The sequence below is a fragment of the Bacteroides sp. GD17 genome (genome assembly GCF_038448625.1).
GTDB lineage: Bacteria > Bacteroidota > Bacteroidia > Bacteroidales > Bacteroidaceae > Bacteroides.
The window spans coordinates 184,563-198,436 of sequence record NZ_JBCEZS010000003.1 but is presented as its reverse complement, the minus strand read 5'-3'; the positions used below and the strand labels follow the sequence as shown (position 1 = coordinate 198,436).

Annotated in this window: 13 protein-coding genes and 1 tRNA gene; 4 read left to right on the top strand and 10 right to left on the bottom strand. The window is 46.7% G+C overall.

Annotated features, from left to right (window positions below; genetic code table 11):
- Positions 1-16 precede the first annotated feature (16 nt).
- Genes AAE250_RS06340 through AAE250_RS06325 form a run of 4 tightly spaced genes read right to left on the bottom strand, consistent with a single transcriptional unit; the run spans position 17 to position 3,842 of the window.
- On the bottom strand, positions 17-895 hold the full coding sequence (locus AAE250_RS06340; protein WP_294602007.1) for a nucleoside phosphorylase: 879 nt from the start codon (positions 893-895) through the stop codon (positions 17-19).
- A gap of 12 nt (positions 896-907) precedes the next feature.
- The gene (gene floA, locus AAE250_RS06335; RefSeq protein WP_294602005.1) at positions 908-1,909 is read right to left on the bottom strand and encodes a flotillin-like protein FloA; all 1,002 of its coding nucleotides are present in this window, start codon (positions 1,907-1,909) and stop codon (positions 908-910) included.
- A 24-nt stretch (positions 1,910-1,933) separates the two neighbouring features.
- Complete coding sequence (locus AAE250_RS06330; RefSeq protein WP_294602003.1) at positions 1,934-2,404, bottom strand: NfeD family protein; 471 nt, start codon at positions 2,402-2,404, stop codon at positions 1,934-1,936.
- A 7-nt stretch (positions 2,405-2,411) separates the two neighbouring features.
- Entirely contained in the window at positions 2,412-3,842 is a 1,431-nt protein-coding gene (locus tag AAE250_RS06325; RefSeq protein ID WP_294602001.1) for a tetratricopeptide repeat protein, read from the bottom strand.
- Positions 3,843-3,983: 141 nt separating this feature from the next.
- Between AAE250_RS06325 and AAE250_RS06320 the strand changes: the two genes are divergently transcribed.
- Together AAE250_RS06320 and AAE250_RS06315 are read left to right on the top strand one after the other, a co-directional pair.
- Positions 3,984-4,730: an ATP-binding protein gene (locus AAE250_RS06320; RefSeq protein WP_294601999.1), complete on the top strand. Its 747-nt coding sequence runs from the start codon at positions 3,984-3,986 to the stop codon at positions 4,728-4,730.
- Between the two features lie 12 nt (positions 4,731-4,742).
- Positions 4,743-5,111 carry a DMT family protein gene (locus AAE250_RS06315; protein ID WP_294601997.1) on the top strand — a complete coding sequence of 123 codons (369 nt, stop codon included), beginning with the start codon at positions 4,743-4,745 and terminating at the stop codon, positions 5,109-5,111.
- A 4-nt stretch (positions 5,112-5,115) separates the two neighbouring features.
- On the opposite strand, the gene AAE250_RS06310 is transcribed toward AAE250_RS06315, so the two are convergent.
- The 6 genes from AAE250_RS06310 to AAE250_RS06285 are packed head-to-tail and all read right to left on the bottom strand — an operon-like array spanning position 5,116 to position 9,524.
- On the bottom strand, positions 5,116-6,135 hold the full coding sequence (locus tag AAE250_RS06310) for an FAD:protein FMN transferase (protein WP_294601996.1): 1,020 nt from the start codon (positions 6,133-6,135) through the stop codon (positions 5,116-5,118).
- A gap of 27 nt (positions 6,136-6,162) precedes the next feature.
- Positions 6,163-6,744 carry a manganese efflux pump MntP gene (locus AAE250_RS06305; protein ID WP_294601995.1) on the bottom strand — a complete coding sequence of 194 codons (582 nt, stop codon included), beginning with the start codon at positions 6,742-6,744 and terminating at the stop codon, positions 6,163-6,165.
- 5 nt (positions 6,745-6,749) lie between these two features.
- Positions 6,750-7,517 carry a DUF6048 family protein gene (locus AAE250_RS06300; RefSeq protein WP_294601993.1) on the bottom strand — a complete coding sequence of 256 codons (768 nt, stop codon included), beginning with the start codon at positions 7,515-7,517 and terminating at the stop codon, positions 6,750-6,752.
- Positions 7,486-7,968 carry a DUF6452 family protein gene (locus AAE250_RS06295; protein ID WP_294601991.1) on the bottom strand — a complete coding sequence of 161 codons (483 nt, stop codon included), beginning with the start codon at positions 7,966-7,968 and terminating at the stop codon, positions 7,486-7,488. Before AAE250_RS06295 ends, AAE250_RS06300 begins: the two co-directional genes overlap by 32 nt.
- A 2-nt stretch (positions 7,969-7,970) precedes the next feature.
- Complete coding sequence (locus tag AAE250_RS06290; RefSeq protein WP_294601989.1) at positions 7,971-8,924, bottom strand: glycosyltransferase family 2 protein; 954 nt, start codon at positions 8,922-8,924, stop codon at positions 7,971-7,973.
- Between the two features lie 54 nt (positions 8,925-8,978).
- On the bottom strand, positions 8,979-9,524 hold the full coding sequence (locus tag AAE250_RS06285; RefSeq protein ID WP_294601987.1) for a DUF4199 domain-containing protein: 546 nt from the start codon (positions 9,522-9,524) through the stop codon (positions 8,979-8,981).
- Between the two features lie 238 nt (positions 9,525-9,762).
- Between AAE250_RS06285 and AAE250_RS06280 the strand changes: the two genes are divergently transcribed.
- Positions 9,763-9,836 (top strand) — tRNA-Thr (locus AAE250_RS06280).
- A 1,126-nt stretch (positions 9,837-10,962) separates the two neighbouring features.
- Positions 10,963-13,848 carry a helix-turn-helix and ligand-binding sensor domain-containing protein gene (locus AAE250_RS06275; RefSeq protein WP_294600545.1) on the top strand — a complete coding sequence of 962 codons (2,886 nt, stop codon included), beginning with the start codon at positions 10,963-10,965 and terminating at the stop codon, positions 13,846-13,848.
- Positions 13,849-13,874: the final 26 nt, after the last annotated feature.

Sequence of the window (13,874 nt, the reverse complement as noted above, 5' to 3'; positions counted from 1 at the left end):
CACCGGGGGGGACACGTTAAATGCGGTCGAGTACCTTCTGGATAAGGGTGTCGATGGTATTCTTGTATCCCGTATTGGCTTCTTTTATCAGGCGGTTGGCAATGACCATGCACACGGTCATCGCTTTGTGTCCCATCAGGCGGCTCAGACCGGCAAGGGCGGAACTTTCCATCTCGAAGTTGGTGATGCGGTAACCGTTGTATTCAAACTTCTCTATCTTGTCGTTTTGGTTCGGGTCGGCCAGTGGCACGCGGAGTTCACGTCCCTGCGGGCCAAAGAAACCTCCGGCGGCAATCGTCACGCCACGTACCATGTCGTCTTGGGCAACGCGGTCTATCAGTTCGGCGTTGGCATCGATTACGTAAGGGGCGGGGGCGCACATGTTTCCCGACCATCCCATGTGGTTCAGGAAGGCGCGCTCGAAGGGCAGGTCGCACACTGAGTTGCGTCCGGCATAGAAGTTCAGCAGGCCGTCGAAACCGATGGACTTGGCCGAGCATACAAATGTACCTACGGGGGTGTTGGGTTGCAGACCACCGCACGTGCCGATGCGTACCAATTCCAATTGGCGGAGTTCGGGCTTTTCTTCACGGGTCTGGAAGTCGATGTTTGCCAGGGCGTCCAATTCGTTCATCACAATGTCGATATTGTCGCAACCGATGCCCGTGGAGACTACCGTGATGCGTTTGCCTTTGTATGTACCGGTTATGGTCTTGAATTCGCGGCTTTCTACCTCGCATTCTTTGTTCTCGAAGTGGGATGCAACCAGTGCCACGCGTCCGGGGTCGCCTACCAGGATTACTTTATCTGCCAGCCATTCGGGCTTTACGTGGAGGTGGAAAACGGAACCGTCATCATTGATAATCAGTTCGGAAGATGCAAAATACTTTTTCATATTACAAGGTTATTATTTGCTTAGCGGCTGGTTGGTGTTACCAGTTGCAGGTTTGGCTATGTTCTCGCGCATGGATGTATCGGCTTCAATGTTCTTCATCCGATAATAATCCATGATGCCCAGGTTTCCGCTACGGAATGCTTCGGCCATTGCTTTGGGTACTTCTGCTTCGGCTTCGATTACTTTGGCGCGGGCTTCTTGTGCTTTGGCCTTCATCTCTTGTTCGCTGGCTACGGCCATGGCGCGGCGTTCTTCTGCCTTGGCCTGGGCGATGTTCTTGTCGGCATTGGCCTGGTCTATCTGCAGGGCGGCACCGATGTTCTTACCTATGTCGATATCGGCGATATCGATGGATAGGATTTCGAAAGCCGTACCGGCATCCAATCCTTTGCGGAGTACCAGTTTGGAGATGGAATCGGGGTTTTCCAATACCGTCTTATGGTTCTCGGACGAACCGATGGACGATACGATACCTTCACCGACACGCGCCAGGATCGTATCTTCTCCGGCACCACCCACCAATTGGCGTATGTTGGCGCGTACCGTTACACGGGCTTTGGCTATCAGCTGGATACCGTCTTTGGCAACGGCCGTTACGGGCGGTGTATCAATCACCTTCGGGTTTACTGACATCTGCACGGCTTCGAACACATCACGGCCGGCAAGGTCGATGGCGGTAGCCATCTGGAACGGCAACTCGATGTTGGCTTTGGAGGCAGATACCAATGCGTGCACCACTCTTTCTACATGTCCTCCGGCGAGGTAATGTGCTTCCAGTTCGTCGCGGGTGATGTTCTTCAGACCTGCTTTGTGCGCCTCAATCATTCCGGGCACGATGATGTAGGGAGGAACATTACGGATACGCATCAGAAATAGTTGTACCAGCGAGATGTTGACTCCTGATACTTTGGCGGATAGCCACAAGAAGAAGGGTACGTAATGGAAAAATAGTACCAGGAAAACAATACCTCCTATGATAATGAAGGCGGTTAAATACATTGCGCTTGGATCCATAAATTGTCAAGTATTAAGTGAATATTATATTTTATGTTTTTCAACCAGCAGAACTCCGTCCGTAATGCGGGTCACGATGATTGGAGTCTTTTCGTTCAGGAAGCCGTCGGTCGATTTTACTTCTACGATGTCTCCGTTAATCTCGGCGTAACCGATAAGTGCGAGTCGGGTAGTGGTAACACCTGTATCGCCTACCTTTACTTTTTCTTCGGCACTACGGTCCACCTTCGAGGTGATGTCTTTCTTCAGGGCTATCTTGTCGAGTGTCTTAGATCGCATGAACCACACCAGCGAACCGACGCAGGCAACGGCCGTAATGGCAAGTGTAATGAAGCCTGCCGCCGTCCCCATATAGGCAAAAGCGTAATAGTTGGCAAAGATGATGCATCCTCCTGCCAGGAATCCGGCGATGCTGATGCCCGGAATTACGAATAATTCCACTAAGAACAGAATGACTGCTGCGATGATCAGCACGGTGATGATTAGTATATCCATAGTTGTCTTATTTGATGGCTTGTTTTTCTAAGTTGCGTACTTGTATGCCGGTCTGTTCTACCTCGGCGGATAGTTGTTGCACCCGTTGCTCCAGGTCAAGGATGGCGGCGGACATCCTGTCTTTCCCATTTTTGTCGGCACGGGCATATTCCGAACGCATTTCCTCCAACTTGCTTTGTTGTTGCTTATAACTCTTCTCCAACTGGCTGTATTTGCCGTATAGCTCTCTGGCTTGTTTGGAACGGAAATCATCGGCATGGTAGTAGGTGGTATGATCATCAACGATGAACTTGAAATCATAGTTCTTTGCCGTTTGTGGCTTCTCGCTGGTGGCATTTCTGAGTCTTTCCCGGGCTGCTTTCACGGCGTCGGTATCAGTCCACGTGTCTTTTATGGAATGGAGTTGCGCCAGTTGAATCATTTTTTGCGGCTCCGTTGCTTCGTAATTGTACACTTGCTTGGAGGAGTTGGGAATGAATACATAGATGCAGACCTTTCCTTCCGGCTGATATCTGTCGGAGGCAAACCAGCCGAGGTCGTTGAATTCGTCGATGACGTACATATAGTCATTGTAGGGAGAGTTGAAGGGCATACCCACATTCTCCGGCGTCAGGTAGGAGTTGGTATTCGTGTTGTAGCGGGTCACGAAGATGTCGTAGCCACCCATTGATTCCGGTCCGTCGGAGGCGTAGTAGATGGTTACGCCGTCTGTCAGGACATAAGGGTAGTTGGCATTCATGGCTTCGTTGATGCTTCCGGGCAGCAGGCTTCCTTTGCTCCATTCGTCCAGTAGCTTGTTGCGCGAAAGAATGCTGAGGGTGCTGTCGGATTGTTGTTCGCTATAATAAAGCTTGTTTCCCAACTCTGTTTCGTATACTGTACCACCCTGCTTGTCGGAGTCTTTGAAGTAGGCATCGTACATAAATAGTTTTCCCGACTCGGGGCTGATTCTGTATGCATCCAGGAAGTTCTCCTTGTCCACCACAAAGCTATCGATGAAGCAAACCTCTTCTACGCCTTTCAGCATGCGCAGGTTGGCTTTGCTCTTCTCCAATAGTTTGTCGGCTTCTTCGGTGGAGCGTTTTCTTTTGGTGAGGTCGGCGATGTAATCTTCGTAGGTCTCAATGGCATCTTCAAACCGGTACAGATCATTGTAGGCTTGCGCCAGGTAAAGCTGGCCGCTGGGGACACGTCTCTTGACGGCGGTCGCCAGATATTTCAGGGCTTCTGCCGGTTCTCCCGTTCTCAGGCAACATACCCCGTACCATAGATTGTAATTCCCGTTGGAAGGTTGCGTCTTGACGAGTTTTTGGAAAGCGGGCTTGGCTTCTTGATATTCTCCTCTGTCGTACATGGCTCTGGCTTCTGCCAACGTTTGTGCAGAAACCGTTATGCTTAGAAGTCCGAATAGAAGGAACAAGATATATTTTTTCTTCATACTGATGTGCATACTTAATTCAGAAGTTCAAAAATACAAATTAATCGTGAATAAAGCCGATTTCCGTAATTCTATTATGTTAATTCTTCTTTAAATCGTTCTTTTCTGTTACTTTTGCGGGCGATTTTGAAAGAAGGAACTATGGCACAATTTACCGAAGAAGAGAAAATGTTGCGACGCATCGAGAAGCGCTTCAGCAAAGGTGTGGTGGAATACGGGTTGATAGAGGACGGTGACAAGATTCTCATCGGGCTTTCCGGTGGTAAGGATTCTTTGGCACTGGTGGAGTTGCTGGCGAAGCGTGCACGTGTTTTCAAGCCCCGGTTCTCTGTCGTAGCCGTTCATGTGGTGATGCGGAATATTCCTTATCAGAGCGATGTGGAGTATCTCAGGGAGTATGTGGAGTCGTGGGGAGTACCTTTTGTGCTCTATGAAACGGAGTTCGACGCAACTACCGATACCCGTAAGTCTCCCTGTTTTCTTTGCTCCTGGAACCGGCGTAAGGCGTTGTTTACGGTAGCCAAGGAGCAGGGATGCAATAAGATTGCGCTTGGGCACCACATGGATGATATTCTGGAAACATTGCTGATGAATATTACTTATCAGGGAGCATTCAGTTCCATGCCGCCCCGCCTTGTGATGAAGAAATTCGATATGACTATCATTCGTCCGATGTGCCTGGTGCACGAGGCTGACTTAATAGAGTTGGCACAAGTTCGGGGGTACCGGAAGCAGGTGAAGAATTGTCCGTATGAGTCGCAATCCAGTCGTAGTGGGATGAAAGGTATCCTGAAGCAACTGGAAGAAATGAACCCGGAGGCGCGTTATAGCCTTTGGGGGAGCATGACGAATGTACAAGAGGAATTATTACCGATTAAAAACTTATAATTAATAAACCCCATGAAAGCGTTTTACACTGTTCTCTTTTTGATAATATCCAATGTCTTCATGACATTTGCCTGGTATGGACATTTGAAACTCCAGGAGATGAAGGTTATTTCCAATTGGCCGCTTTATGCCGTCATCCTTTTTTCGTGGATGATTGCTCTCGCCGAGTACTCCTTTCAAATTCCAGCCAATCGTATCGGTTTTATTGGCAACGGAGGCCCGTTCTCGTTGATGCAATTAAAAGTAATTCAAGAGGCTATTACTCTGATTATCTTCACGGTGTTTACAACGGTGCTCTTCAAAGGAGAAGCGTTGCATTGGAATCATTTTGCTGCTTTCATCTGCCTGGTGCTGGCGGTGTATTTTGTATTTTATAAATGATAATTTACTTCGCTATATACCTCTCCATCCCCTTCGTCAGATACGTCTGGAATTTCCCTTCTTCATCGCTATATATGAAGCAGGCGTCTATATCCGGATGTGCATCGGCAAAGCGTTCGGCTTCTTCCAGTCCCATGACCATGAATGCCGTGGCATAAGCGTCCGCACTCATGCAATCTTTGGCAATGACGGTAGCCGAGAGAATGTTGTGCTGTACCGGATATCCCGTTCGGGGGTCGATGGTATGGGCGTATTTCTTTCCGTCTTTGTGGTAGAAGTTGCGGTAATTGCCGGAAGTCGCCATGCCCAGGTCGGTCACTTGTAGCACCGTCTGCAACTCTTGGTTCACGGATAACGAATCGTCTATCGGCTTATTTATGCCGATACGCCAGAGACCTTTTTGCGGGTTCTCTCCGCGAACAACAATCTCTCCGCCGATGTCGACCATAAAGTTACGGATACCTTTCTTCTCCAGCAGTTGTGCTATGACGTCCACCGCATAGCCTTTGGCCACCGCACTACACGAGAGCATAATGCGCGGGTCTTGTTTCACGACTTTACCTTCCGGAGATAAATCTACTTTATTATATCCCGTAATCTCCAGCAGGCTATCAATCATCATAGAGTCGGGGAATGCACCTTTCTTGAAGCCGAATCCCCAGGCATTGGCCAGTGGGGCAACGGTTATGTCGAAAGCACCATTGGTTTCTTTGGAGATCTCCATGCTACGGCGGAACACGTTGGTAAAGAATGTATCGGGAACAATGTCCTCATTCCGATTGATGCGCGTTATGGTTGCCGTATCGTTGAACGGAGACAACGAACCGTCGAAGCGCTTGAGCTCCGCTTCTATATCTGCTTTCAAGTCTTTGTCGTATTGGTAAGTAACCTTATATACCGTGCCGAATATCAATCCGTTATCCATCTGATAAGGAGCAACCTGGTTGTGGCGGGCAAGTATCCATATCGTACCCAATACCAGTAAGGCAATCCATAAAAAATTCCGTTGTACTTTCTTCTCCATAATCGTATCTATAATTAGCAGAAATAGTTAGCTGAAAAACAAATGCTCAATCAATATCTTTGTACCGATGAGGATGAGAATAATACCTCCCCACAACTCGGCACGCAACTTGCGGGCTATGCCGCAACCAAAACGAATGCCGAACATCAGTCCTGCCATGGACAGGACAAATGAAACAAATCCTATAATACCGATGGGAGGGAGGATTGCCGAGAATCCCTTGATACCCAGGAATGCGAACGAAACACCTACTGCCAGCGCATCGATGCTGGTTGCTATCGCCAATGCCAGTACCACTTTCAGGCTGGTGGGGTCATACTCATGTCTGCAATCTTCGTCTTTGAAAGACTCCCTTACCATGCGTCCACCCAGGAAGGCAAGTATACCGAAGGCAATCCAATGGTCTATGCTTTCTATCAGGTGGCTGAACATGCTGGCACCTATCCATCCCAGCAACGGCATGAGTGCCTGGAATAAGCCGAAAAAGAGTGCCATGATCAGCATGGGGCGCAGGCGGGTGCGTTTCAAAATAATCCCGCTGGCTATAGAAACGGCGAAACAATCCATCGCGAGTCCTATAGCCAGCAGCCAAATTTCTAACCCTGTCATAAGTCCTAAAAAGGTAGTTTATAAGTTATCGTATATGTCACTCCTAATGTATTGGAGCCGTATTTGCCAAAACCGGGTACATACCACGGGTCGCCATATTCATCGACCGAACCGGATACCTTGAATTTGAAGCGCATCGTCCATCCCATATAAAGTGCTTTCCATACGTGAGCACGGATGCCGACACAAAACTCTGCCCATTGCATGGAACCTTTCATCCCTTCGTGGTTGTAGGGGAGACTTCCACCCCATATATTATCTTCCAGGTTCGGGTTACCTACAACTCCGCCATAGATGGGATCGTCCAGCCCCAGCGCTTCTATGTCATATTTGAAGCTGCTTGCACCGTAGCGCAAACCTACGAGCAACATGTTGCCGTGTTGCTTGTTGTATAAAGCGTTGTAGTCCATACCGATGCGGAAGTAAGGAGCGTTACTCTTGTAATGTATACCTTTGTCACTCCAACTGTCCGTTGAGCCATATCCCAATTCTACTATAGGAAAGAAACGGTTTTTGAGGTTGACGTCCACCGCTACCTCCGAACTCAGGAAATCTCCTCCGAATACCGAACTGCCAAGTCCCCATAAGTCCACGCCGACGGAAACGCCGTTGTAGAGCGGATAGTATATCTCTTCCTTCTTGTCCTTTTTCTCTTTCGGGGGCTGATTGTTTCCCGGAGATGCGGGAGCATTCCCGTTCTGCGCCCAGAGAGGAAAGGACATCAGCAGGCAGAGCGCCAGACTAATAGAATAATTTAAGATTTTCCTTTCCATAGATACTGGCTTCTTTGTTTGCTATATAAATAGAGTCGAGAGAATGGCGGGTGCTAACTATTTTAGTGATAGATTGCTTCATCTGATAGCCGCAATCCATCGACAAGAAATAGGGCGTGTTGTTGTGGTAGATAACTATGGTATCGGTCTTCGTTTTACTGTATCGGAATACCAGTTTTGTAGAGTCTACCGTATATCTCAGCGGCAACGAAATGTCGTGCACTTTCTTCTGGTTGTTGATGATGATGGAGTCCGTACCGAAGGCCGTCACCGTCAGCGAGTCGAGGGTATCGTTTACTGCGAGGTCGTTTTGGTCTATCGTGTAAAGATAGCATTGCACCATGGCGCGTGCCGTCATGGAGCAATCCGCTTCTTCCGAGCAGGAAATCACGATACTGATTATGGGGCAGAGGATAGCACCGATTATAATAAGTCTGACTAAGCTTTTCATCGTTAAATCGTTTTCTCTATTTGATATTTATTTCGTTCGGGAGCATTACGCGAAATCAGTTCTCCGAGGAATCCTCCTACGAATAGCTGCGTGCCGATGATCATCGACGTCAGCGACAGGTAGAAGTAAGGAGAATCTGTTACGAGTCGGTAGGGCATGCCATGGTGCATGTAGTACAACTTGCTGACGCCTACAATGATGACGGCTATGAAACCGATGAAGAACATCAGCGAACCCAGCAGACCGAAGAAGTGCATGGGCTTTATGCCGAAGGTGGAGAGGAACCAAAGCGAAATCAAGTCCAGATAGCCGTTGAAGAAGCGGTTGAGTCCGAACTTTGTCTTTCCATATTTCCGTGCCTGGTGGTGCACCACTTTTTCGCCTATTCTCTTGAAACCGGCGTTCTTGGCAAGATAGGGGATGTAGCGGTGCATTTCTCCGTACACTTCTATATTCTTGACTACATCTTTGCGATAGGCTTTCAGGCCGCAATTAAAGTCGTGCAGGTTTTTGATGCCGGATACTTTCCGGGCGGTGGCATTGAAGAGTTTGGTAGGCAGGGTCTTCGATAGCGGATCGTAACGTTTCTGTTTCCAGCCCGATACCAGGTCGTATCCGTCTTTTGTAATCATGCGGTAGAGTTCCGGTATTTCGTCGGGGCTATCCTGCAAGTCAGCATCCATGGTTATCACGACATCGCCTTGCGCCTGTTCAAATCCGCAGTACAGTGCCGGTGACTTGCCGTAATTGCGCCGGAACTTGATGCCCCGTACCGCGTCCGGAGCCTGTGCTTGCAATTGCTCAATCACTTGCCAGGAGTGGTCGGTACTTCCGTCGTTCACGAAGATCACTTCATAGGAGAAGTTGTTGGCTTTCATCACCCGCTCTATCCAGGCGAACAGTTCGGGAAGTGACTCCTCCTCATTATATAATGGTACGACAACTGAAATATCCATTTGTTTATTTACAATTTAACTATTTACGATTGAAGTTACTTTATCATCATTTTGTCATCCTTCCGCTTCATTGCTTTTTCTTCGTTTCATCACGAACAAAGCGGTGGGGAAAGCAAGCAATGAGCCGTAAAACACATTCAGTGATATCATCTGCAATGTGATGTCTATCGGGGTGAGCAGTCGGGCTGCTTCCAAGCCTTCACGGCATGTGTCCACATACTCTTCCATTCCCGGAATGCCGCTTTGGGCAAGAATGTTAATTTGCGACTCGCAGGTATTGATCATGAAGCCGTGGTCGATGAACCTGAAATAAATATAGTGTGCCACGGCCGTAAGCAGCGCGGCAAACATATACATAAAAACGGTAAATATCCACGCGTGCAAGAAGCTGATGCTTCCTCCGCATACCTGATTGCGATACATCCGCGCATAATAATATCCCATAAAAGGAACGCATAGCGTAAGCCCTACAAAGAGAACGGATAAAAAGGGAACCGTCAGCCCCACCGGAAGGAGAATGAACTTCAATATCCAATATCCGCCCATATAGGTGCCGAATAGCATAGCGTATCGTTGCATGTAGCCTCTGTTTTCTGTCATCTTTCTTAGAAATATGGCGCAAAGGTAAAAATAATATTGTATGTAGAGGCTGTATTCTTGTTAAAGTTGAAAAAAGTTAGGGTAGGGTATTGCAGGTATAAAAAAAATGTCTACCTTTGCAACCGCAAAACAAAAACGGGTAAGTCCTATACGGCCAGCTCCCTTCGAATCCTCCAGGGCTTGATCGCAGCAAAGGTAGTTGGTTGTAGCGGCGCGATATAGCAAGCTTACCCACCCCGCCTCTTTAGCTCAGTTGGCCAGAGCACGTGATTTGTAATCTCGGGGTCGTTGGTTCGAATCCGACAAGAGGCTCGAAAAAAGCAGATGATACGAAAGTGTTATCTGCTTTTTTTGTATGCTGATTAAAGAGTATAATTTGCATTTCTCTAGGATCAGCCGCGAAACCTGGTGTTTTAAGCTACTACTGGTTGACATTTCATTCACTTCTGACAGGGATATGAGCAAGAGTATCTCAAACTCCTCCGCCTGAAAGGGGAGGTGCCCGTAGGGCGGAGGGGTTTCACATCCGCAGGGACTTATGTATTACAAAGTTACTCTCTGCTTATGTAAGACCCCCTCCCCCCTACGGGGTACTCCCCCTTTCAGGCGGGAGAGTTTGAGATACTCATGTTTATCATTTCATTCATTTCTATCATCGCTATGAATAATAGTAAGCATCACATAACTCATAGAAAGATATCCACCAGGTTTTGCGACTGATCCCATTTTTCTACACGAAAGTTTTTTTGTTTTTTACCAGCACTCCAGCACGATTGTTCTATATCCTTTTATTCATCGGCATTACAGAGCGTGTAGGATGCGTGTAGGTAGAGTGACGGTAAACGGTTTCCGTCACTGATTTTTTAGGCAAATGTTTAGTTTGCTTTGTGTGTAATGTTCTTATATACAACTGCTTTCTCCTCTTTCTGTAATCTTTCTGTGAACGTGGCAAAATAACTTCTATTAACACGAAAAATGGCGGCTTTTGACGTTTTCTTCGTTGAATTCGACGTTTTCTTCGTTAAATAAGTGGCCGAATGATGATTTATTCTCTAAGACAGAAGAACAAAAGAACATATTTAAGATGATTCCTTCTTCTGTTCTTCTGTTCTTTTGTCTTAAATAAAATCTTCTGTTAATAAGTCAGATACTCCCGTTCCCATATAGAGAAACGCTCGTTCCCATAAGAGGAAACTGCAGTTCCCATTAGGAGAAACGATCGTTCCCATGAGGAGAAACTGTCGTTCCCGCGTGCAGAAACGCCAGTTTCCTACCGTAGGAAACTGTAACTATCTTATTTGTAGTTGTTTACATGAGCGAAAAACGACACTCTTCTCTATAAATGAACTGTTGTATAAAATTTATGAGATGCTTTAGGGTAGTGTATTGAAAATAAACATTATTTTTGTACTAATAAACCAAACAAGCTATCATACACATGAAAAATCGCATATCATATTGGCTCTTTGTTCTCTTTTCCCTCTTCCCTTTCTTTAAAATGCATGCCGAATGGAACAGTTTTATTGTCAATTTCGATAAAAGTGTCTATGGCAAGGGAGCTCAAACCTGGCAGATAGCCCCTTATGATGACAAATGGGTGTATTTTGCCAATAAGAACGGGATGGTACAGTTCGATGGTAATGTATGGAATGTTTTTCCTTTGAACAACTCTTCGGATGTGCGATCGGTACTGGCTTCGGCCACTCAAAAGCGTATTTATGTAGGCGGTATCAACGAATTCGGCTATTTCGAGCCGGGTGTGGACGGCTCTTTGGTATACCATTGTATGTCCGAGAATTTGGATGGCGCTTTCCGCTATCTTGGCAATGTATGGGGCATTCATGAGATAGATAACATCTTGTATATGCAAGGTGATAGCCGTGTGATAAAATATCTGAATGGGAAATATACGGCCATTGAAATGAATGCCAAGATTGATTGTTCGAATATGGTGAACGGCATCCTCTATATAGGTACGGACAACGGTGTATGGTTTCTTGTCGGAAATACTTTTTTCCCATTGCAGGGTGCTGATGAACTGACTTCCAAACGTATTCGCGGCATTATACCTTATAAACAAGGTGTGATTGTAGTGACTGCCTATAGCGGTTTGTACTATTGCGACGGGCGTACGACGAAGCCGTTTGTAACCGGTGCTGAGGATTTTATGCGCGAAAATGAAGTATTCTGCGTAGCAACGAAAGACGATAAGATTGCTTTGGGAACTATTCATAAGGGATTGCTGCTGATAGATTGCAATACCATGCAACTGAAGTATTTCAATGAGAACAGCGGGTTGCGGAACAATACGGTGCTTTCCGTTTCCTTCGACGTGACGGGAAATCTTTGGGCCGGTTTGGATAGTGGCATCGATTATGTCTGCCTTAGTTCTCCGTTTACCAATCTATATTCCTATCCCCACTCTTATGGTACGGGATATACTGCGGCAGTGGAAAACGGATATCTCTATTTGGGTACCAATCGCGGTTTGTATTATACTTCTTATCCGGTGCAACTGAATGGTAATTTGCCGGATATTCATCCTATGCCTCAGTCCAGCGGACAGGTGTGGAATCTTTGTCGCGTGGGCGATGAACTTTTCTGCTTGCACGACCGTGGCGTTTTCCTTGTCAAAGGTACTACTATGGAGCGTGTAACGGATATTGCAGGTGCATGGTCCTGCCAACCGGTTGTAGGGCATACGGATATGATGTACGTCGGGGTGTATAATGGCATTTATCTGGTTGCTAAGAAAGATGGGAAGTGGCAGGTGGTTTGCAGAGTTGAAGGTATGGCCGATTCTTGCCGTCTTTTTGAGCAGGAGAGTGATCGGGTACTTTGGGTTTATATTGCGGATCACGTCATCCGGGTGGAGCTGAGCAGTGATTTGACAAGGGTCGTCAATATGAAGAGCTATGGTGTCAATGAGGGATTTCCGGCAGATCATGATACGTATGTGGCTAAAGTTGAGGGGCGTATCTATTTTGCTACCTCTCATGGCATTTATAAGTATAATCTTCATAAGGATATCATGGAACCCTGTCCGGACATGAATAATCTTTTGAATGGCGCAACTACGTATACGCGCCTGCTGGAATATCACGACCAATTGATCAGTCTGAGCCCTCATGAAATTTGTATCGCCAATTTGGGAACGTATAAGCGTGGTTCGAATACAAGTATTAACCCCATTCAGCAGTCACTTATTGAATTTGTTCCCACATTTGAGGCGATTGTTCCTCTGTCGGACTCCCTGATGGTGATTCCTAATGATGATGGATTTGCTTTGTTCAGCATTCCGTCCGTCAGGGAAAGAAGGGACCGGAGTCATTCCTTATATATAAAGAATATGTATCTGTCTTATCCCAAAGATTCGCTGGTATATACGGCCAACTTCTTAGGGCAGAAGCCGGACCTTATGATATCCTATTCGTTGAACTCCGTTCGCTTTGATTACGGACTGGCTTTTCTGGGCATAGGTGATGACATCCGTTTTCAGTATCGTCTGAATAAAGGAAGCTGGTCTGATTTTACTACCGTACGTACCAAAGAGTACAGTAATCTGTCGGAGGGGGAATATACATTTGAGGTGAAAGCAGTTTTCCCTGATGGCACTACTTCTTCGGATGCAATAACATTTCGGGTGCTTCCTCCGTGGTATCGCAGTGCTGCGGCTTATGTGTGTTATATTGTCTTGGCTTTGTTCGCTTTGTGGTCTGTCTACCGTTGGGATGATGTCCGTGTGAAGCGCAAAAAGCAGCAGGCCGTTGTGGAGAAGGATAAGGAGCTGCACGAGATGGAGAAAGAGTATGAAGAAGAGAAAGCCCGCCAGGAGAAGCAGATTATGCAGTTGGAGAAGGAAAAACTGGAATATGACCTGCAGCATAAAAGTCAGGAGATGGCCAACCTGATGATAAACTTCGTCCGAAAGAATGAAATGCTCACAGAAATCAAATCCGAGATATTAAAGGTTGCTTCTACGCTGAGGGGTGAAGGTGCCCGCGAGGGAAAACAGCAGCTTGTACTTATTAATAGTAAAATTGATGCCAATATTCAGAGCGACGAAGTCCTGAAACGTATCGAAGACCAGTTTGACCTTATACATAATAACTTCATGAAGCGTCTCCATGCCAAGCATCCGGATTTGTCGAACAACGAACGTATGATGTGCGCGTACTTGAAGATGAATCTCTCTTCCAAAGAAATCTCGCCTTTGCTGAATATTTCCGTTCGTGGAGTAGAGACAATCCGCTATCGTCTTCGCAAGAAGTTCGGGCTGGAAAGAGAGGATAGTTTAACGGACTATTTAAGTAACAAACTATAGACTTCGCTTGTTAACTTCCTTTAGAT